Genomic DNA, 19,033 nt, shown 5'->3' with positions numbered 1-19,033 from the left:
GTGGGTCGTGGGTCGTCAGGTGGGCAGGGCCATCAGGAGCAGGGGGGCGGTGGTGGGACGGCGGGAGCCTCCTGCCGGTTCGAGCGTGAGTCCGACGGCTCCGGCATCGGCGGTGTCGCCGTCGAGCAGGACCGTACCGTCCTGGTGGATGAACCCGGCCGGACTCATGGCGCCGTCGTGGTCGAGCCACAGCTGGTACGTCATGCCCGCGGCGGGGGCGGGCAGCCCGGCGGCGGTGAAGACGGCCCTGTTCTGCCGCTCGGAGGCGACGACGGTGGTGAGCGCTCCGTTGCTGGCCCGGCCGTGCGCGGTGCGGGCGTCGGGCGCGGCCAGGACGGCGCTGACGTCGTCGAGGCGCCGCTCGGCCTGGAGCGCCCGCTCCTGGTACTGCACGCTCTGCCGGTTCTGCCAGGCGGCCAGACCGGCGAACGACGCGGCCGCCACCACGCTGGCGGCCAGCGCGAGGGGTACGGCCCGGCGCCGCAGGGCACGGCCGACACCGGCCGGCTGGGTGGTGTCGCGGACGCGCGGGGGCAGTTGGCGTACACCGTCGACGGCGGCCATGACGTGCTGCTTCATCATGGGCGGCGGGTTCTGCGCGGCGGCGTCCGCCAGGCGCGCGGCGGTGGCCTCGAACTCGGCCACCTCCTCGCGGCACGCCTGGCACTGCGGCAGGTGGTCGCCGAACGCCTGCCGCTCGGCCGGGTCCAGGGCGTTGAGGGCGTAGGCGGCGGCGAGGGTGTGGAGGTCGGAGTGGTCTTGCTTCATGTGGTCACCCCCATGCAGTCGCGGAGCCGGATCAGCCCGTCGCGCATGCGTGTCTTGATGGTCGGCAGCGGTGTGCGCAGGGCTTCGGCGACCTCACGGTAGGTCAGGCCACGGTAGTAGGCCAGGCTCACGGCCTGGCGCTGGAGTTCGGTCAGGCCGCGCATGCAGCGGCGTACCTGTTCGCTCTCGAGGCGGGTCTCGACCTGCTCGGAGACCTCGTCGAACGCCGTCTGGTGCTCGCGGGCCGCCTGGGCCTGTTCCCGGTCGGCGGACGCCTGGGCGGAGCGGACGCGGTCGACGGCCCGCCGGTGGGCGATGGTCGCCGCCCACGCGGTGACGCTGCCGGCGTCGGACCGGTAGCGGGCGGCCTGCCGCCACAGATCGATCATCACCTCCTGTGCGACCTCCTCCGACTGGGACCGGTCGCGTACGACCCTGATCACGATTCCGAAGACCATGGGTGCGAGGGCGTCGTAGAGGAGCGAGAAGGCCTGTTTGTCGCCGTGGGCGACCTCGGCCATGACCTCGGCGAGGTCACTGCGGCCGGCGTGACTCGCCCGGCCGGTACGACCGGGCCCGAACGGGAGTGGTTGGTTCACCGGGCGGGCTCCGGCTGCGGGCGGGTGTGCGGCGGCGACTGCGGTACCTGCGGTGACTGCGGTGACAAGGGGGATGTGCGGCCTGGGGCGGCCGGCCGGGGGCGGGGTGTCCATCGCATGGGGGTCCGAGTCCTTGTCCTGGGAGCGGGGCCGTGTGCTGTGTCCAAGACCTCTTCGTAGCGGACGTGCGTACGGATGGCCGGACTTTTGGCAAACGGAGCAATTCGGTGTGTCGACGCAGGTGGGGGTGGTCGATGAGGGGGCGGGGGCGTGGGTCAGAGGTCGGGCCAGGTGACCACCGCGATGACCTGCTTGCCGAAGGGCGCGGGGCTGACGAAGAGTTCGGCCCCGAGGGCCCGGACGATCCCCAGCCCCCGCCCGCGTGTGGCGAGGGGACTGCGGCCGTCGGGCCGGCTGGGCAGTGAGGGGGAGGCGTCGCTGAGTGCGATGCCGGCCCGGCCCGGCTCGACGCTGAACGTGAGCGCGTAGGGCGGTCTGGCGTGCCGGACGGCGTTGGCGGTCAGTTCGGAGACGACGAGGAGGATGTCCTCGACGGTGTCGTGCGGACAGCCCACGGGGTGGACGGCGAGCAGCCACGCCGCCATGCGGCGGGCTTCCCGGGCGGCCTGCGGCCCTGGAGGCAGGGGGTGGTGAACGGTTGACGGCCGCGTGCGGGGTGCGGTGGCGAGTGCGGCGTCCATGACGATTCCTGGTTCCTGATCGTGGAGGGTGGACGGGTGGTGGTTCCGGGGCTCGGGCCCCGGAACCCCCGCCGCGCCCTGGTCGGCGCTACCACTTGTCGTGGCAGTTCCAGTGCCCGGGAACCCAGTGGTTCACCGAATGGCCGGGCACCCAGTGCTGCTTCCAGTAGCCCTTGCTCCACCAGCCGTCGTGCCAGTTGCCGTGGTGGTCGCGGTAGCCGTGGTGCCAGCTGCCGGGGTGCCACGTGCGTTCCCAGTGGCCCTTGTTCCCCTTGTCGGTCGCCCAGTGGCCCTTGACCCAGGTGCACCGATCGTGCTCCCAGCGGTCGTGGCGGTCCCATCGGTTCCAGCCGTTGTGGCGGTTCCAGCGGTCATGGCGGTCATGGCGGTTGTCCCGGTCACGGTCGTGATCACGGTCGCCGGTGAGCGTCGAGGGCACCGTCGACGGCGCCGCCGTCGGGGCGGCGCTCGCCGTACCGGACAGGCCCAGCAGCGAGCCACCGGCCAGCAGCCCGGCGGATGCGACTCCGACGACCAGACGCTTCATGTGCGGCGAAGCGGTCATCGGGCTCACCTCCTCCCTTTCATCTGGTTCATCAAGCATTCGGCTTCGTCTGCTCCTTCACCATCTGGAGCGTCACCACGGATTCGTGACGACCGGGGTGAAGGATTGGCAAGAGAGTCAAAGCGTCATATCTCGTCCCTTCGGAGTGTGCGTGCCGTGAACCCTGTCGCCCCTGCTCGGACGGCCGTGGGTCGGGGTTCAGCGGTGGCGGTGGCGGTGGCAGTGGCTTCGTGCGGGCTACCTCAGCAACGGCTCCTCCTCCCGACGCCCGGAACCGTCGGATCCCCCCTGGACGGGGGCGTCCTGGAGCCGCTCGCTCCCCGGCCGATGGGACTGCCGGCGCGTGTCCCCGCCGCCCGTACCGCCCTGATCAGCCCCCTGCCCGGGAGCCTTTTCGGTCCCCTGCCCGGGAGCCGCGTCGGTGCCCTGGCCCGGCGCGTTGCCGGGCGCCGTGCCCGAGCCCTGGCTGGGCGCGTTGCCATGGGCCTGACCGGGCACCTGTCCAGGGGCCTTGCCCGTACCGTCACCGGAGCCCTGGCCCGGCGCCTTGCCCGAGCTGTCGCCGGAGCCATTGCCTGTGTCCTGGCCGGACCCTCGCCGGGGCGCCTTGCCGTTGCCCTGGCCGGGCGCCTCACCCTTGTCCTGACCGGCCCCCTGCCCTGGAGCCTGGCCGGGGGCCTGGCCCGTGCCGTCACCCGAACCCTGGCCCGGGGCCTTGCCCGACCCGTGGCCGGATCCCTTGTCGGGAGCCTTTCCCGTGTCCGGCCCAGGCGCCTTGCCCGGCGCCTTGCCCGAGGCGTCACCGGGCGCCTTGCCGTTGCCCTGGCCGGGCGCCTCACCCTTGTCCTGACCGGATCCCTGCCCTGGAGTTTGGCCGGGGGCCTGGCCCGTGCCGTCACCCGAACCCTGGCCCGGGGCCTTGCCCGACCCGTGGCCGGGTCCCTTGTCGGGAGCCTTTCCCGTCTCCTGGCCCGGAGCCTCGTCCGGGGCCCCCGGAACCTTGCCCGGGTCCTGCCCGGGCCTCTGGTCCGGGGCCTCGCCGGATCCCTTGCCCGGGCTGTCGCCGGAACCGTTGCCCGTGTCCTGACCGGACTCCCGGCCGGGTACCTTGCCCGGGACCTGGCCCGTGCCGTCGCCGGACCTCTTGCGCGGGGCCTGGTCGGACTCCTGGCCGGGGGGCCTGTCCGGGACCTGGCCCGTGCCGTCGCCGGATCCCTTGCCCGGGGGCCGGCCCGGGGCGTCTCCGGAAGGGGTGTCCTTGTGCTGGTGGGACCCTCGGCCGGGGGCCTTGTCGGGGGCGTCGCCAGGGTCCTGCGGCTCCGACCCGGGCGTCTTGTCCGACCCGCGGCCCGAGCCGGGTTCCTGCCCTGGCGCCTTGCCCGGGTGCTCACCCGGGGTCGTTCCTGACCCCTGCCCCGGCACGTGCGCGGGGTCCTTGTCCCGGCCCGTGCCCGGCTTCGGGCCGGGGTCCTTGTGCTGGCTCGGGGTCGGCTTTTCCGGGCGCTCCTTCTCCGGCTCCCCGTGCGGCTTCCCGCCGGGGGCCCGGCCCGGGGCCGGGTCGGGGGGCGCGGGGTCCGTTCGGACCGTTCCCTCGTGGGCCGGCGGCAGGGCCGGGTACGGCGAAGCCGCGGTCCGGCCCGGCGGCGGCTCGACCGCGCGGTCGGACTGCCCCGGCGCCGCACCGCTCGGGCGCTCGTACCACGCCTTGCGGCCCGGGTCGTAGACCGTCACGGCCTTCACCGGCTTGGCGGCCGGCCTGACCGCGACCAGCTCGGCGGACCGGAACGAGGACCACTCCTGTCCGCTGATCCGCGCCTTCCCCCGGACCGCGACCGGCGGTGTCAAAGGGTTGCCGCAGGCACACCGGACCCGCGGTACACCGCGCCCGTCGACCAGTACGGACGTACCGGCCTGCAGGATCGCCTGGTAGCCGGTGGGCGCGTCGTTCTTGTACCCGTGGTTGGTGACCCTGGTGTCCCAGCCCAGCCGGACCGGGGTGAGCGACCGCAGATAGGCCGGGATCCCGGTGGGCCGGACACCCAGCGTGGTCGCGAAGGCGTCGCCCTTGTCCGTGTGTTCCCCGAGGAACTTGATCTGCTTCTCCACGTCGCAGCTCGCGATGTTCCGCGTACCTCCGTAGAGCCCCGGGTGGCCGCCGTCGACCTCCAGGGTGCGCGCGCCGCCCGTACCGCCCCGCACCGTCCCGGTGGTCCCGGGCGCGGCGCCGCCGGTCTCCTGTGCCGCCGTGGCCGTCGAGGGGGTGAACGGATCGGGCCCGGCCGCCGCGGCAGCCTCCAGGAAGACCTCACCGCCGGCCGCGGTGTTGCCGCCCAGCACGGTGAAGCCGACGACCACCGCCGAGACCACGAGCGCCGCCGTGCCGGCGCTCACCAGCGTCCTGCGCGAACGCCAGCGGCGCCCGGGCCGGTCGCCCCCGCTGTCGGCCGGAGGTACGAAGGAGCCCGAAGGGTACGACGGAGGCGGTGGGGGTATCGGCGGCGGGGCCTCGGGCGCGGGCGCGGGCTGCGGCTGCGAACCCCGGCCCGACAGCGGACCGGGCGGCGGGCCCATGGGGTGCTCGGACGAAGAGGACGGAGGACTCATGACACTCGCCCCCTGACACGGGGCACCGGGACAACGATGGTGACTCGCATGCGCTCGCTCCTTCTGGCCGTCGACGCCTCCACATCCCGGAGGGGAATCTCGGAAACCGGCGCCGCGGACCGGATTCACCGGCGACACCGATGGGGTCACACATGAGGTGTGACCCCGTCCATCGAGTAAGCCCCCCGCACCCGGGCGGGGTCATGTCGCGACCATTCGGGACTTGACAGAACCCGCAGGCGATCCTGCTAACGGACCCGCAGCGACGGCTCCGCCTGAGGCGCGTCCGCGGCCCCGGCCCGGTCCGCGACCAGGCGCACCGCCGCGATCGTCAGGTCCGGGTCGTGGAGCTGGACGTAGTGGTCGCTGCCGGTGGCCAGCAGGTGTGGGGTCTGCGGCCGCAGGGCCACCAGCGCCTGCTGGGCCGTGGGCCAGGCCTGCTCCAGCTTCGCCAGCAGGTCCTTGGCCATGGTGGGCGGCGCGGCGAAGGGCTCGGTCTTGCCCAGCACCGCGACCGGTACGGGCGGGAGCGGGCCGCCGCGCTCGATCGCCGTGACTCCGCCATCGACGTCGGCCTGCTCGAACGCGGGGTCGGCGTCGAACGGCGTGCCGGGGTGGCGGAGCGCTTCGACGTACGCCGGCCAGTCGGTCCCCATGGTGGGCTTCAACGCCGGCCCCAGCGCGTCGACGAGGACCAGTCCCCCCGTGCGTTCCGGGTGCTCCTGCGCGTACCGCAGGGCGAGCATCCCGCCGAAGGAATGTCCCACCAGCAGGTACGGACCCGGTACGTGGGCGGCGGTCAGCAGCCGGTCCAGGTCCTGGACCACGGCGGGCAGGGTGCGAGTGCCGTGCTCGGGCGTGCTGCGGGTGGTGAGCGTGGGCGGCTGGGTGTAGCGAAGGGTGCCGGGACGGTCGTACGTGCAGACGCGGGCGAAGGCGGCGACGCCCGGCAGCACGGCGGGGGCCTTCGGCACGGGCGGGGTGGTGTCGGTCAGCGACCACGGGTCGGAGGACTCGTGCAGCCCGGAGAGCAGCACCACGGTCGGGCCTGAGCCGGAGCCGCCGCCTGAGCCGGAGCCGCTGCCGGAACAGTGCAGGTACAGGCTGCGGCCGCCGCCGATGTCCACGCGCCGCCCGGGGTCCCCGCCGGCGCCCGGCCCCGGTGTGCCGGCCACGAGCAGGACGGCGGCCATCGCGGCCGCCACGGCGCCGGGGACACGCCATCGCATGCCCTCAGCTTCGCCCGCGGCGGGTCACCCCGCCAGTCTCATCCGACGCGGACGTAGAGCAAGAGCCAGACCAGCGGTGCCAGGGCGGCCAACGAGCCGAGGAGGACACCGATACGGGCGCGGACCGGGCCGGGCACCCCGCTGCGACGCGCCCTCCAGAGGTCGGGAAGTCCCCGGACGATGGCGCAGATCCCGACAGGGAGGACGAAATAGAGCGGCAGGAAGCGGACCAGGGGCGGAAGCGCCTCGGGCAGGAACGGGCAGCCGATGGCCGCGACGGCGCCGATGCCCAGGACCAGCGATCCCGTGCCGCCGGTTCGCGGCTCTGCCTGGTCTACCGCCTCGGGGATGTGCTGCTTCGCTGAACTCATGGCCGGCAGGCTATGTGCCGGCTGCCCGCGCGGCGTGAGTCGGGGTACTCAACCCGTTCTGAGCATCCGGCCCTGAGGTGGGGTCCTGTTGACAGCCCAAAGTGTGAGTGGTTTATTACTCACATGAACACGGAACGACGACGCCAGCTCTCCTCCGCCGAAGAGCGCCGTGAGACCGTCCTGCGGACGGCCATCGGGGCCTTCGCCGCCCGCGGCTACTTCGGTACGACGACCACCGAGGTCGCCAAGGCCGCCGGGATCTCCCAGGCCTACGTCTACCGGCTGTTCCCGAACAAGGAGGCGCTGTTCACCGCGGTCGTCGAGCGCTGCTTCGCGCGGGTCCGGGCCAGCCTCGAAGAGGGCGCCGCGCAGGCGCGGGGCAGTAGCCCCGAGGCGGTGCTGGACACCATGGGCGACACGTACGCCCACCTGATCGCCGACAAGGACCTGCTGCTCGTCCTCACCCACGCCCAGGCGGCGGCCGTCTCCGAGGCCGCCGTACGGGAGGCCGTGCGCGCCGGGTACGCCCGCATGGTGGAGTACGTGCGCGGTGCGTCGGGTGCGGCGGAGGCCGACGTCCAGCAGTTCTTCGCCACGGGCATGCTCTGCCACCTCCTCGTGTCGCTGGACGCGCACCAGGTGGAAGCGCCCTGGTCCCGGACGCTCTCGGCGGGCATCCGGCACTACTGACGGGGCGACGGGTGACAACAGGGCGGACCCGCACGGTCCGCCCTTCTTTCGAACCAAAGAGTGAGTGGTCGACCACACACAGGAGAACCCGCATGTACGCCTCACCGTCCCCCGGCCCGGCCGTCTCCCCCGCGGCGAACCCCACGGCGAAGCCCACGGCGATCCTCGCGGCCCTGGCCGCCGCGCAGTTCGCGGTCACCCTCAGCACCTCGATCGTGAACGTCGCCCTTCCCGCCGTGCGCGACGGGGTCGGACTGTCCGACGCCGGCATGTCCTGGGTCGTCAACGCGTACGGTCTCGCCTTCGGCGCCCTGCTGCTGCTCGGTGGCCGGGCGGCCGATCTCCTGGGACGACGCCGCGTTCTGGCGGCCGGCCTCGCACTCTTCGCCGTGTCGGCCGTCGCCGCCGGACTGGCGAGCGCCCCCTGGATGCTCGTCACCGCCCGCACGGCCCAGGGCGTCGGCGCCGCCGCGATCGCGCCCGCCGCCCTCTCGCTGGTCATGCGGCTCCATCCGCCCGGGCCGGCCCGGGCCAAGGCACTCGGGGTCTGGGGAGCCGTGTCCGGTGCGGGTGGCGCCGCCGGGGTCCTGCTCGGCGGGATCCTCACCGAAGGCCCGGGCTGGCGCTGGGTGTTCCACGCGTCCGGTATCGGCGCGGCGCTGGTCCTGGCCGCCACCGTGAACCTCGTACCGGCCGACCCGCAGGAGCTGGGCGACGGGCCCCGTCCGCGGCTCGACGTGGCCGGGTCGCTCACCGTCACCGCCGGCCTGGTCTCGCTCGTGTACGGGCTCACGGCCGCGGGCCGCTCCGGCTGGACCGACCGCCTCGTACTGGCATCCTTCGCCGCGGCGGCGGTCCTGCTCGCCCTCTTCGTCCTGGTCGAACGCCGCCGTGCCGCTCCGCTCCTGCCGTCGAGGCTGCTCACCCGCGGCGCCGTGGGCCCGGCCAACCTCCTGATGGCGCTGCTCGGCGCGGTCTGGGTCGGCCTGTTCTTCTTCCTCCCCCTCTACCAGCAACAGGTCATCGGGGCGGGCCCGCTGGAGGCGGGTCTCTCCCAACTACCGCTGCGGCGGCGAACATGCTCGGCTCCGGCCTGGCGCCCGTACTCACCCGCCGCATCGGGCCGCACCGCACGCTCCTCGCCGGCCTGGTCACGCAGGGCGCCGGGTTCCTGTGGCTGGCCCGGATCACGGCGGACGGTACCTTCCTCACCCACCTGCTCGGCCCCGTGCTCCTCGTCGGAGCCGGCCTCGGCGTGGCCTTCGTACAGCTCACCGGGGCGGCCGTCGGCGGGGTGGAACCCGCCGACGCGGGACTGGCCGGCGGCCTGGTCAACACCACCCGCCAGATCGGCGGCGCGGTCGGCCTCGCCGTACTGGGCACGTTCGCCGCCGCCCGCACCGCCGCGGCCTCCGCCTCCGCTTCTGCCTCCGCCTCCGCTTCTGCCTCCGCCTCCGCCTCCGCCTCCCCCGAGCTGCCGCACGCCGTGGCCCTCACCGAGGGGTACCGCGGCGCCTTCCTCCTCTCGGCCGCCGTCCTGGGCCTCGCGGCGGCCCTCACCCCGCTGCTCGCCCACAGAACCCGGCCGGTGCGCAAGCCCGAACCCGCTGATCACCCCACCCCAACCGAAGGAGCACCTCCTATGACCACGCACCCCACCACCGTCGACAGCGAAGCCCCCGTCGTCGTCCGCGTCGAGACCACCGTGCACGCCCCGCTCGGCACCGTCTGGGACCTGCACACCGACATCGCAGCCTGGGCCGACTGGAACACGGACGTGGACCGGGTGGAGTACGCCGGCCCGCTCGCCCCCGGCACCACGTTCCGCTGGCTCACCCACGGTCTCGACATCACCTCCACCGTCCACCAGGTCGTTCCCGGCCGGCGGATCGTCTGGGGCGGCCCGGCGCACGGCATCGACGGCATCCACGTCTGGACCTTCCAGGAGACGGCGCCGGGCATCGTGACGGTCCGCACGGAGGAGTCCTGGAGCGGTGCGCCCGTCGAGGCCCGCCGCGCCGAGATGGAACAGGCGCTTCGGCAGTCGCTGGACGCCTGGCTCGCCGCCCTCAAGACCACGGCCGAGGCCGAAGCGGCCGCGGAGACCGAGGCCGTGGCGCACGCCGAGGCCCGCGCCGCCGCCGGACGGGACTGACCGCGGACACCCCGCACCGCGCAGTCCCACACCCACGCCCCGCGCAGCCCCACACCCACACCCCGCACCCCGCACCGCCCTGCTTCCCCTTCGTTCCGTTCCACCGCCGCCCAAGAGTCCAGGAGACCGTCATGAGCAGCACCGCCAAGCCCTACCTGACCGGCCACTACACCCCCGTGGCCGACGAGATCACCGCCACCGGTCTCAGCGTCGAGGGCACCCTCCCGCCCGAGCTGACCGGCCGCCTCATCCGCAACAGCCACAACCCGAAGCCGGGCATCACCCCCACCCACTGGTTCAAGGGCAGCGGCATGGTCCACGGCATCCGGCTCCGCGACGGCCGCGCCGAGTGGTACCGCAACCGCTGGGTCCACACCCCCGCCCTCGACGGCGCCCCCTACATGACCGACAAGGGCCCCGACCTCACCGCCAGCACGGCCGGCACCCACGTCATCGAACACGCCGGCCGGCTCCTCGCCCTGAGCGAAGCGGCCCTGCCCTTCGAGCTGACGGCGGATCTGGAAACCGTCGGAGCCTACGACTTCGGGGGCAGGCTGACCTCGGCCATGACCGCCCACCCCAAGGAGGACCCGGTCACGGGCGAGCTGCACTTCTTCGCCTCCTCCCCCTTCCCGCCGTACCTGATCCACCACGTCGCCTCCGCCGACGGGAAGGTGCTGGAGAGCCAGGAGGTACCGGGCGCCGGCGCCGCGCTCAAGCACGACTTCGCCCTCACCGAGCACTACGTGGTGTTCCTGGAGGGCTCCGTGACCTTCGACCCGACCGAGCACTCGGGCATCCCGTACTCCTGGGACGACGAGCAGATCTCCCGGATCGGCGTCATGCCGCGCACCCCGGCGGGCGCCGGAGGCCGGGCCCGTGAGATCCGCTGGATCGAGATCGGGCAGGGCTACGGCATGCACTTCGCCAACGCCTACGAGGACCCGTACGGCCGTGTCGTCGTCGAGGGCCCGACCGTGGGCCGGGACGGCTGGCGGCGATCCTGGAACTGGTGGGTCGGCGCCGAGGACCGTGGGACCGAGCCCACCTCCGGTGCGCGCAGCACCCGGTGGACCGTCGACCTGGCGGCCGGATCCGTCAAGGAGGAGGTGACCGACGACCTGACGGTGGAGTTCCCCACGATCAACGAGGCGTTCCTCGGTATCGAGCACCGCTACCAGTACGCCCTCGCCTTCCCCGACGACCTGGGGATCGCCGCCCACACCCTCGTCAAGTACGACCGCACCACCGGCGCCCGGCAGCTGCTGCCGTTCGCCCCGGGCCGGCTCCCGAGCGAGGCCGTGTTCGTACCCGCCGAGGGCGCGGGCGCGTCGCAGGAGGACGCCGGATACCTGCTGACGGTGGTCAGCGACCTGAACGCGGACGCCTCGCAGCTGCTGGTCCTGGACGCCTCCGATCTGACGGTCCCGCCGGTCGCCACGATCCACCTGCCGCGCCGGGTCCCGGCCATGATCCACGGCTCCTGGATCCCCGACACCGCCGCCTGATCCCGTCCTTCTGGGCGCCGCCCCGGGTGAGCCGCGTCTCACCTGGGCGGCGCCGCTTGTCTATGCAACGAGTTGCATAGCAGGATCGGGGTATGGCGCTCGAACACGCGATCCTCGTCTCCCTGCTGGAGAAGCCGGGCTCCGGCTACGAGCTGGCCCGCCGGTTCGAGCGATCGATCGGCTACTTCTGGACCGCCACGCACCAGCAGATCTACCGCGTGCTGGGGCGCATGGAGAGCGACGGCATGCTCGCCGTCCGTACGGTCCCGCAGCAGGGCCGGCCGGACAAGAAGGAGTATTCGGTCGCGGCCCCCGGCCGGGCCGCCCTCGCGCGGTGGCTGCACGAGCCGATCGAGCCGGAGAGCCTGCGGCACGACCTGGCCGTGAAGATCCGCGGGGCCGCCTTCGAGGACCCGGCCTCCCTGATCGGCGAGGTCGAACGGCACCAGCAGGCCCACCGGGACCGCCTCGCCCGCTATCTCGCCGGTGAGCTGCGGGACTTCACCGGCCCCGGGGCACCGGCGCCGCTCGACGCCGGCCAGGAACTCCAGCACGTCGTGCTGCGCGGGGGGATCGCGCAGGAGCGGATGACGATCGCCTGGCTGGACGACGTACTGGCCACCCTCCACCGGCTCGGCCGGACGGCGCCGCCGCCGGTGAACGGCTGAGCCGCAGCCGGCCGCCCCCTCGCTCTCTTCTCCTCCCTCCGCGCAGCCGCGCGAAACCTCGACTGACGACCCCTCGGAAGGTGATCCGCCGTGTCCGACCCTCTGCTGTTCCACCCGCGCACCTATGACCCCGCCCACTTCGACCCGGAGACCCGCAGGCTGCTGCGCGCCACCGTCGACTGGTTCGAGGCCCGCGGCAAGCGGCAGATCATCGAGGACTACCGCACCCGCGCCTGGCTGGCCGACTTCCTCGCGTTCTCCGCCAAGGAAGGGCTCTTCGCGACCTTCCTGACCCCGGCTTCCGCCGCCGGTGAGGACGAGCCGGACAAGCGCTGGGACACCGCGCGGATCGCGGCCCTCAACGAGATCTTCGGCTTCTACGGCCTCGACTACTGGTACGCCTGGCAGGTCACCATCCTCGGGCTCGGCCCCGTCTGGCAGAGCGACAACGCCGCCGCCCACGAGCGTGCCGCCGGGCTCCTGTCGGAGGGCGAGGTGTTCGCCTTCGGTCTGTCGGAGAAGACCCACGGCGCCGACATCTACTCCACCGACATGCTGCTGGAGCCCACCGGCGACGGCGGCTTCCGCGCCACCGGCTCCAAGTACTACATCGGCAACGGCAACGCCGCCGGTCTGGTCTCCGTCTTCGGCCGCCGCACCGACGTCGAGGGCCCCGACGGCTATGTCTTCTTCGCCGCCGACAGCCGCCACCCGGCGTACCGGCTCGTGAAGAACGTCGTCGACTCCTCCAAGTACGTCAGCGAGTTCCGCCTGGAGGACTACCCGGTCACCGCCGAGGACGTCCTGCACACCGGGCGTGCCGCCTTCGACGCCGCGCTCAACACCGTCAACGTCGGCAAGTTCAACCTGTGCACCGCCTCGATCGGCATCTGCGAGCACGCGATGTACGAGGCCGTCACGCACGCGCACAACCGGATCCTCTACGGCCGACCCGTCACCGCGTTCCCGCACGTCCGCCGGGAGCTGGCCGACGCCTACGTCCGCCTCGTCGGGATGAAGCTGTTCAGCGACCGCGCCGTCGACTACTTCCGCTCCGCCGGCCCCGACGACCGCCGTTACCTGCTCTTCAACCCGATGACCAAGATGAAGGTCACCACGGAGGGCGAGAAGGTCATCGACCTGATGTGGGACGTGATCGCCGCCAAGGGCTTCGAGAAGGACAACTACTTCGCCCAGGCCGCCGTCGAGATCCGCGGGCTGCCCAAGCTGGAGGGCACGGTCCACGTCAACCTGGCGCTGATCCTCAAGTTCATGCGCAACCACCTGCTGGCGCCGGCCGAGTACGAGCCCGTACCGACGCGCCTCGACGCGGCCGACGACGACTTCCTCTTCCGGCAGGGTCCGGCCCGCGGTCTGGGCTCCGTCCGATTCCACGACTGGCGCCCGGCGTACGACGCCTACGCCGCCGTGCCGAACGTCGCCCGTTTCCGCGAACAGGCCGACGCGCTGGCCGAGTTCGCGGCGACCATCGCACCGGACGAGGCGCAGGGCCGCGATCTGGACTTCCTCCTCTCCGTGGGGCAGCTGTTCGCCCTGGTCGTGCACGGGCAGCTGATCCTGGAGCAGGCCCGTCTGACGGACCTGGACGAGTACGTGCTGGACGAGCTGTTCTCGGTGCTCGTGCGTGACTTCTCCCAGCACGCCGTGGAACTGCACGGCAAGGACTCCAGCACGCCGGAGCAGCAGACCTGGGCACTGGCGGCCGTCCGCCGCCCGGTCGTCGACGAGGCCCGTGCGGCCCGCGTCTGGGCCCGTGTCGAGGCCCTCTCCGGCTCCTACGAGATGGCGCCGTAGCCGTACCACTGCCCCGGCGGTCCCCACGACCCTGTCGTGCGGACCGCCGGGTCACCCCCGCCGGAATCGCCGGTCAGCGCAGGGACTCGGCCGGGGGCCGCTCTCGGAGGGCGCCGTAGGCGATGAAGTACGCCGGGACGCGGTTCAGCCAGGGTGATTCGGTGATGAGTTCCGTCATCCGCTTGGCCCGCCGGGGGTCTCCGAACGCGGTACGGCCCGCGAGCAGGGGCTCGATGATCTGGGCGTGGGCCAGGCGTTGGAGGCCCTGGGTCGCCACGGTGGTGGGCCAGCGGCGGCACTGGACGCGGCGTACGTCGTACAGTCCCACCCTGCCCTCGCGCAGCGGGCGCACGAGGTGGCGGGCCGCGGCGACCGCGTCCTGCACGGCGAGGTTGATGCCGATGCCGCCCACGGGGGACATCGCGTGGGCGGCGTCGCCGATGCACAGCAGACCGGGCCGGTGCCAGCGGCGCAGCCGGTCCAGTCGTACGTCGAGCAGTTTCACCTCGTCCCAGGAGGTGACGGCGTGGCTCCGGTCTGCCAGCCAGGGAGCTGCCTCCGCGAAGCGGGTCATGAAACGCTCCAGGCCCTCGGCGCGGCGCTCGGCGTCGGTGCCCTTGGGGATGAGCGCGGCGCACTGCCAGTAGTCGCCGCGGTCGATGAGCGCGGTGAAGAACCGGTCGCCGAGGCCGCCCACGAGTCCGCTGGGGTCGTCCTGGTGCCGGGGCAGGCGGAACCACCAGGCGTCCATGGGGCACGGGAAGTGCTGCAGGCCGAGTTCGGGCAGGGCCCTGGCCAGTGAGCCGCGGCCGTCGCAGGCCACGGTCAGGGTGGCCCGCAGTTCGCCGGTGGCACCGTCCGCGGTGCGGTGGCGCACGCCGTTCACCCGTCCGCCCTCGATGAGGAAACCGGTCGCCTCGGTGTCCATGCGCAGGTGGAAGGAGGGTTCCCGGCGCGCCTCGTCGGCGAGGAGGTCGAGGAGGTCCCACTGGGGCACCATGGCGATGTAGTTGTACGTGCCGTGCAGGGCGCCGATGTTCCCGACGGTGACCAGGGACCGGTCCGGTCCGATGGGCAGCTGCACCGTGCTGACGCGGCGCTGCGGCAGCCGGGCGAAACGCTCGGCGAGGCCGATGTCGTCCAGCAGCGACAGGGTGGTGGGGTGCACGGTGTCGCCGCGGAAGTCGCGCAGGAAGTCGCCGTGTTTCTCCAGCACCGTCACCTCCACCCCGGCACGGGCCAGCAGCAGGGCCAGCACCATTCCGGCCGGGCCGCCGCCCACCACGCAGCAGGTCGTCCGCTCCACGGCAACCACTCCCTTCGCGGAGACCGTGCGATCGATCCCCAGGGGACGTATACCGCACCGCGGGGCGCCCGTCCCGGCGGAACACACGCTCCGGGGTCCCGCGTAGGCTCGACGCGTGTCAGCCTCAGCCTCCCGTCTCCACCGCGTCGCCGTCCTCGTCCTCGAAGGCGCGAAGCCGCTCGACGTCGGGATCCCCGCCCAGGTCTTCACGACCCGCGCGAGCATGCCCTACGAGGTACGGGTGTGCGGCGCGGCGCCCGGTCTGGTGGCCGGCGGCGACGGCCTGTCGTACCACGTGACGCACGGCCTCGACGCCCTCGCGTGGGCCGACATCGTCTTCGTCCCCGGCTACCGCTTCCCGGACCGTGAGGACCCGCCGCGGCCCGTCATCGACGCGCTGGTCGCGGCCCACGCGCGGGGCGCCCGGCTCGCCGCGATCTCGACGGGCGCGTTCGCGCTCGCGGCGACGGGCCTGCTCGACGGGAAACGCGCGACGACGCACTGGCACTACGCCCGGGCGCTCATGGCCAAGCATCCGCTGGTCCGGGTCGACGAGAACGTCCTGTTCGTCGACGAGGGCAGCGTCCTGACCTCGGCGGGCGCCGCCTCCGGCATCGACCTGTGCCTGCACATCCTGCGCGGCGATCTCGGCGTGGCCGCGTCCAACCACGCGGCGCGCCGCCTGGTCGCCGCCCCGTACCGCAGCGGCGGCCAGGCGCAGTACGTGCCGCGCAGCGTGCCCGAGCCGCTCGGTGAGCGGTTCGCCGCCACGCGCGAGTGGGCGCTGATCCGGCTCGGGGAGGCGCTGACGCTGGAGTCCCTCGCCCGGCACGCCGGGGTGTCCCCCCGTACGTTCTCGCGGCGGTTCGCGGAGGACACCGGGTACACGCCGATGCAGTGGGTCATGCGTGCCCGCGTCGATGTGGCCCGTGAGCTGCTCGAACGCTCCCAGCGAGGGGTCGAGCAGATCGCCGCCGACGTCGGCCTGGGCACCGGTGCGAACCTGCGGCTGCACTTCCAGCGGATCCTGGGCACGACCCCGACCGAGTACCGGCGCACCTTCACGAAGGGCGAATAGGTCCGTCAGGATCCCGCCACCCACGCCTTGGCGAGATCCTTTTGAACAGTGGCGATCACGCCGCTGTCACGGGCGGGCGCGGGCGGCGAACCTGATGGCGAACGAAAGGGACTCGCTCATGACTCGCATCGCCATCAACGGATTCGGCCGCATCGGACGCAACGTGCTGCGCGCGCTGCTCGAACGCGACAGCGACCTCGAGGTCGTCGCCGTCAACGACCTCACCGAGCCGAAGGCCCTCGCGCGGCTGCTGGCGTACGACAGCACCTCCGGCCGGCTCGGTCGCCCGGTGACCGTCGACGGGAACACCCTGGTCGTCGACGGCCGCCGGATCACGGTGCTGGCCGAGCGCGAGCCGGAGCAGCTGCCGTGGGGCGAGCTCGGCGTCGACATCGTGCTGGAGGCCACCGGCCGCTTCACGTCGGCGGACGCCGCCCGCGCCCACCTGAAGGCGGGAGCGAAGAAGGTCCTGGTCAGCGCCCCCTCGGACGGTGCCGACGTCACGCTGGCGTACGGCGTGAACACCGACGCCTACGACCCGGCCGTGCACACGATCGTCTCGAACGCGTCCTGCACGACCAACGCGCTCGCCCCGCTGGCCGCGGTGCTCGACGAGCTCGCCGGCATCGAGCACGGCTTCATGACCACGGTGCACGCCTACACGCAGGAGCAGAACCTGCAGGACGGCCCGCACCGCGACCCCCGCCGTGCCCGCGCCGCCGGTGTCAACATCGTCCCGACCTCCACGGGCGCCGCGAAGGCGATCGGTCTGGTGCTGCCGCAGCTCGACGGCAAGCTGCAGGGCGACTCGATCCGCGTACCGGTCCCGGTGGGCTCCATCGTGGAGCTCAACACGACCGTGTCCCGCGAGGTGACGCGCGAGGAGATCCTGGAGGCGTACCGCGCCGCGGCCGAGGGCCCGCTGGCCGGTGTGCTGGAGTACTCGGACGACCCGCTGGTGTCCTCCGACATCACCGGCAACCCCGCCTCGTCGATCTTCGACTCGGAGCTCACCCGCGTCGAGGGCCGCCACGTCAAGGTCGTCGCCTGGTACGACAACGAGTGGGGCTTCTCGAACCGCGTGATCGACACCCTCACGCTCCTGGCCGCGGGCTGAGCAGCCGCCCCGCCGTCAGTGACCCGCGCTCCGGCCGGCCCCTCGGGCCGGCCGGAGCGTGCCGTTTTCCCAGCCGCCGTTCCGGGGTCCGCGTTCGCCGGGCTCGCGTTCGCCAGGCTCGCGCTCTGAGGTTCACGTTCTGAGGTTCGGGTTCTGAGGTTCGGGTTCGAAGTCCGCCTTCAGAAGTCCCCGTAGCGCATGCGGCCCAGGGCCGTCATCGGCCGGTCGTGGGCGGCGACCGGGGCCGGGAGGCATGTGGAGCCCGTGAGGTAGCGGTCCACGGCGGCGGCCGCCGCCCGGCCCTCGGCGATGGCCCACACCACGAGCGACTGCCCGCGGCCCGCGTCGCCCGCCACGAACACCCCCGGGGCGCGCCCGCCGCACGCCGCGAAGCCGGCGTCCCGCGCGAAGTTGCCGCGCTCGTCGAGCTCCAGGCCCAGCTGTTCGCGCAGGCCGCCCGCCCGCTCGGGGCCGGAGAAGCCGAGGGCCAGCAGGACCAGCCCGGCCGGGAGCACCCGCTCCGTACCCGCCAGGGGGCTGCGGCCCACCGGCTCGACGGCGGTCAGGTGCAGGGCCCGTACCCGGCCCGAGGCGTCCCCGTCGAAGCGCAGGGTGGCGCAGGCGAACAGCCGCGGATCGCGGCCCTCGCGCCCGCGGGCCTCGTCGTGGGCGTGGGAGATCCGGTATGTCTTCGGGTACACCGGCCAGGGTTCGTCGTCGGTGCGGTGGGGGCCGGGCTCCGGATTGATGTCGAGCTGTACCACCGAGAGAGCGCCCTGTCGCAGGGCCGTCCCCATGCAGTCGGAGCCGGTGTCGCCGCCTCCGACGATGACGACGTGCCTTCCTTCGGCCGTGATGGGAGGATCGGCCCAGTCGCCCTCCCGGACCCTGTTCGCGCAGGTCAGGTAGTCCATGGCCTGGTGGATCCCGTGGAGCTCGCGGCCTGGGACGGGCAGTTCCCGGCGCTCGCCGGCACCGACCGCGACGACGACGGCGTCGCACCGGGCCCGTAGCGCGGCGGCGTCGGCCGCTCCCGCCGTGGCCGTCCCGCCGGCGCCTCCCACGTCCTGTCCCGTGACGAACACCGTGCCCTCGGCCCGCATCTGCTCGATCCGGCGGTCCAGGTGGGCCTTCTCCATCTTGAACTCGGGGATGCCGTAGCGCAGCAGGCCGCCGATCCGGTCGGCCCGCTCGTGGACCGTGACCGTGTGCCCGGCCCGGGTCAGCTGCTGCGCGGCGGCCAGCCCGGCCGGACCGGAGCCTATGACGGCCACGGTCCTGCCGCTGTGCCGCTCCGGAGGGCTCGGTGTCAGGTAGCCGCGCCGCAGTCCCTCGTCCACGATGGTCTGCTCGACGTTCTTGATGGTCACCGGATCCGCGTTGATCGTGAGGACGCAGGCGTCCTCACAGGGGGCGGGGCAGAGCCTTCCGGTGGCCTCCGGGAAGTTGTTGGTGGCGTGCAGCCGCTCGTAGGCCGCGCGCCAGTCGGCGTGGGCGGCGTATGCGTTCCACTCGGGTATGAGGTTCCCGAGGGGGCAGCCGGTGTGACAGAAGGGGATCCCGCAGTCCATGCAGCGGTCGGCCTGCCGGGAGACGAGCGGGAGCAGCGCCTGGCCGGCGTGGACCTCGCGCCAGTCACCGAGCCGTTCCTCGACGGGCCGGGCCGGGATCGGCTCGCGAGGGATCCTGAGGAAGCCGAAGGGATCGGTCACTCGCCGCCTCCCTGGATCGTTCGCGGCGGGGTGTACGGGGGTGCGCACCGCGGTCCCGGCGCGCGCGTGAAGTGGCGGTCCGACCAGGTTACGCCGCCCGGGTGGCGGGCGCGCAGGGCCCCGCGGCCCTGCGCGTCGCACCCGTCG

At 73.1% G+C, this 19,033-nt stretch carries 16 protein-coding genes and 1 pseudogene; 8 read left to right on the top strand and 9 right to left on the bottom strand.

The window, feature by feature from the left end:
* Positions 1–15: 15 nt before the first annotated feature.
* From NRK68_RS33230 to NRK68_RS33200, 7 genes are all read right to left on the bottom strand, one after another.
* Positions 16–768, bottom strand: a complete 753-nt coding sequence (locus tag NRK68_RS33230) for an anti-sigma factor (RefSeq protein WP_183064864.1) — start codon at positions 766–768, stop codon at positions 16–18.
* Complete coding sequence (gene sigK / locus NRK68_RS33225; protein WP_257857630.1) at positions 765–1,367, bottom strand: ECF RNA polymerase sigma factor SigK; 603 nt, start codon at positions 1,365–1,367, stop codon at positions 765–767. The genes NRK68_RS33230 and sigK overlap by 4 nt, the downstream gene beginning before the upstream one ends.
* Before the next feature lie 275 nt (positions 1,368–1,642).
* Positions 1,643–2,068 (bottom strand): ATP-binding protein, encoded by a 426-nt coding sequence (locus NRK68_RS33220; RefSeq protein WP_183064862.1) that lies wholly within the window; start codon positions 2,066–2,068, stop codon positions 1,643–1,645.
* An 88-nt stretch (positions 2,069–2,156) separates the two neighbouring features.
* Positions 2,157–2,633 carry a hypothetical protein gene (locus NRK68_RS33215; protein ID WP_257857629.1) on the bottom strand — a complete coding sequence of 159 codons (477 nt, stop codon included), beginning with the start codon at positions 2,631–2,633 and terminating at the stop codon, positions 2,157–2,159.
* A gap of 237 nt (positions 2,634–2,870) precedes the next feature.
* Positions 2,871–5,024 (bottom strand): DUF6777 domain-containing protein, encoded by a 2,154-nt coding sequence (locus tag NRK68_RS33210; protein WP_257857628.1) that lies wholly within the window; start codon positions 5,022–5,024, stop codon positions 2,871–2,873.
* Between the two features lie 461 nt (positions 5,025–5,485).
* Entirely contained in the window at positions 5,486–6,466 is a 981-nt protein-coding gene (locus NRK68_RS33205; protein ID WP_183064859.1) for an alpha/beta fold hydrolase, read from the bottom strand.
* Positions 6,467–6,504: 38 nt separating this feature from the next.
* Complete coding sequence (locus NRK68_RS33200) at positions 6,505–6,837, bottom strand: hypothetical protein (RefSeq protein WP_257857627.1); 333 nt, start codon at positions 6,835–6,837, stop codon at positions 6,505–6,507.
* A 123-nt stretch (positions 6,838–6,960) separates the two neighbouring features.
* Here NRK68_RS33200 and NRK68_RS33195 point away from each other — a divergent pair, with 123 nt between their 5' ends.
* From NRK68_RS33195 to NRK68_RS33170, 6 genes and pseudogenes are all read left to right on the top strand, one after another.
* Entirely contained in the window at positions 6,961–7,527 is a 567-nt protein-coding gene (locus tag NRK68_RS33195; RefSeq protein ID WP_183064857.1) for a TetR/AcrR family transcriptional regulator, read from the top strand.
* Positions 7,528–7,619: 92 nt separating this feature from the next.
* Positions 7,620–8,516, top strand: a pseudogene (locus NRK68_RS33190) (MFS transporter); the annotation flags it as partial.
* Between the two features lie 89 nt (positions 8,517–8,605).
* Positions 8,606–9,682 (top strand): SRPBCC family protein, encoded by a 1,077-nt coding sequence (locus tag NRK68_RS33185; RefSeq protein WP_257857626.1) that lies wholly within the window; start codon positions 8,606–8,608, stop codon positions 9,680–9,682.
* Positions 9,683–9,813: 131 nt separating this feature from the next.
* Entirely contained in the window at positions 9,814–11,190 is a 1,377-nt protein-coding gene (locus tag NRK68_RS33180; RefSeq protein ID WP_257857625.1) for a carotenoid oxygenase family protein, read from the top strand.
* A gap of 92 nt (positions 11,191–11,282) precedes the next feature.
* Complete coding sequence (locus NRK68_RS33175) at positions 11,283–11,858, top strand: PadR family transcriptional regulator (RefSeq protein ID WP_183064855.1); 576 nt, start codon at positions 11,283–11,285, stop codon at positions 11,856–11,858.
* Between the two features lie 90 nt (positions 11,859–11,948).
* On the top strand, positions 11,949–13,673 hold the full coding sequence (locus NRK68_RS33170) for an acyl-CoA dehydrogenase family protein (RefSeq protein WP_257857623.1): 1,725 nt from the start codon (positions 11,949–11,951) through the stop codon (positions 13,671–13,673).
* Between the two features lie 73 nt (positions 13,674–13,746).
* On the opposite strand, the gene NRK68_RS33165 is transcribed toward NRK68_RS33170, so the two are convergent.
* Complete coding sequence (locus NRK68_RS33165; protein ID WP_257857621.1) at positions 13,747–14,979, bottom strand: FAD-dependent oxidoreductase; 1,233 nt, start codon at positions 14,977–14,979, stop codon at positions 13,747–13,749.
* A 115-nt stretch (positions 14,980–15,094) separates the two neighbouring features.
* On the opposite strand from NRK68_RS33165, the gene NRK68_RS33160 reads away from it, so the two are divergent.
* Both NRK68_RS33160 and gap read left to right on the top strand, forming a co-directional pair.
* Positions 15,095–16,057: a GlxA family transcriptional regulator gene (locus NRK68_RS33160; RefSeq protein ID WP_183064852.1), complete on the top strand. Its 963-nt coding sequence runs from the start codon at positions 15,095–15,097 to the stop codon at positions 16,055–16,057.
* 118 nt (positions 16,058–16,175) lie between these two features.
* Positions 16,176–17,174, top strand: a complete 999-nt coding sequence (gene gap / locus NRK68_RS33155; protein ID WP_183064851.1) for a type I glyceraldehyde-3-phosphate dehydrogenase — start codon at positions 16,176–16,178, stop codon at positions 17,172–17,174.
* A gap of 179 nt (positions 17,175–17,353) precedes the next feature.
* Here the strand turns inward: gap and NRK68_RS33150 are convergent, their stop codons facing one another.
* Positions 17,354–18,886, bottom strand: coding sequence for a glutamate synthase subunit beta (locus tag NRK68_RS33150; RefSeq protein ID WP_183064850.1), 1,533 nt, complete (start codon positions 18,884–18,886; stop codon positions 17,354–17,356).
* Between the last annotated feature and the right edge of the window lie 147 nt (positions 18,887–19,033).

Source organism: Streptomyces yangpuensis, from assembly GCF_024666385.1.
Lineage (GTDB): Bacteria > Actinomycetota > Actinomycetes > Streptomycetales > Streptomycetaceae > Streptomyces > Streptomyces yangpuensis.
This window is presented reverse-complemented; position numbering and strand designations above follow the sequence as displayed.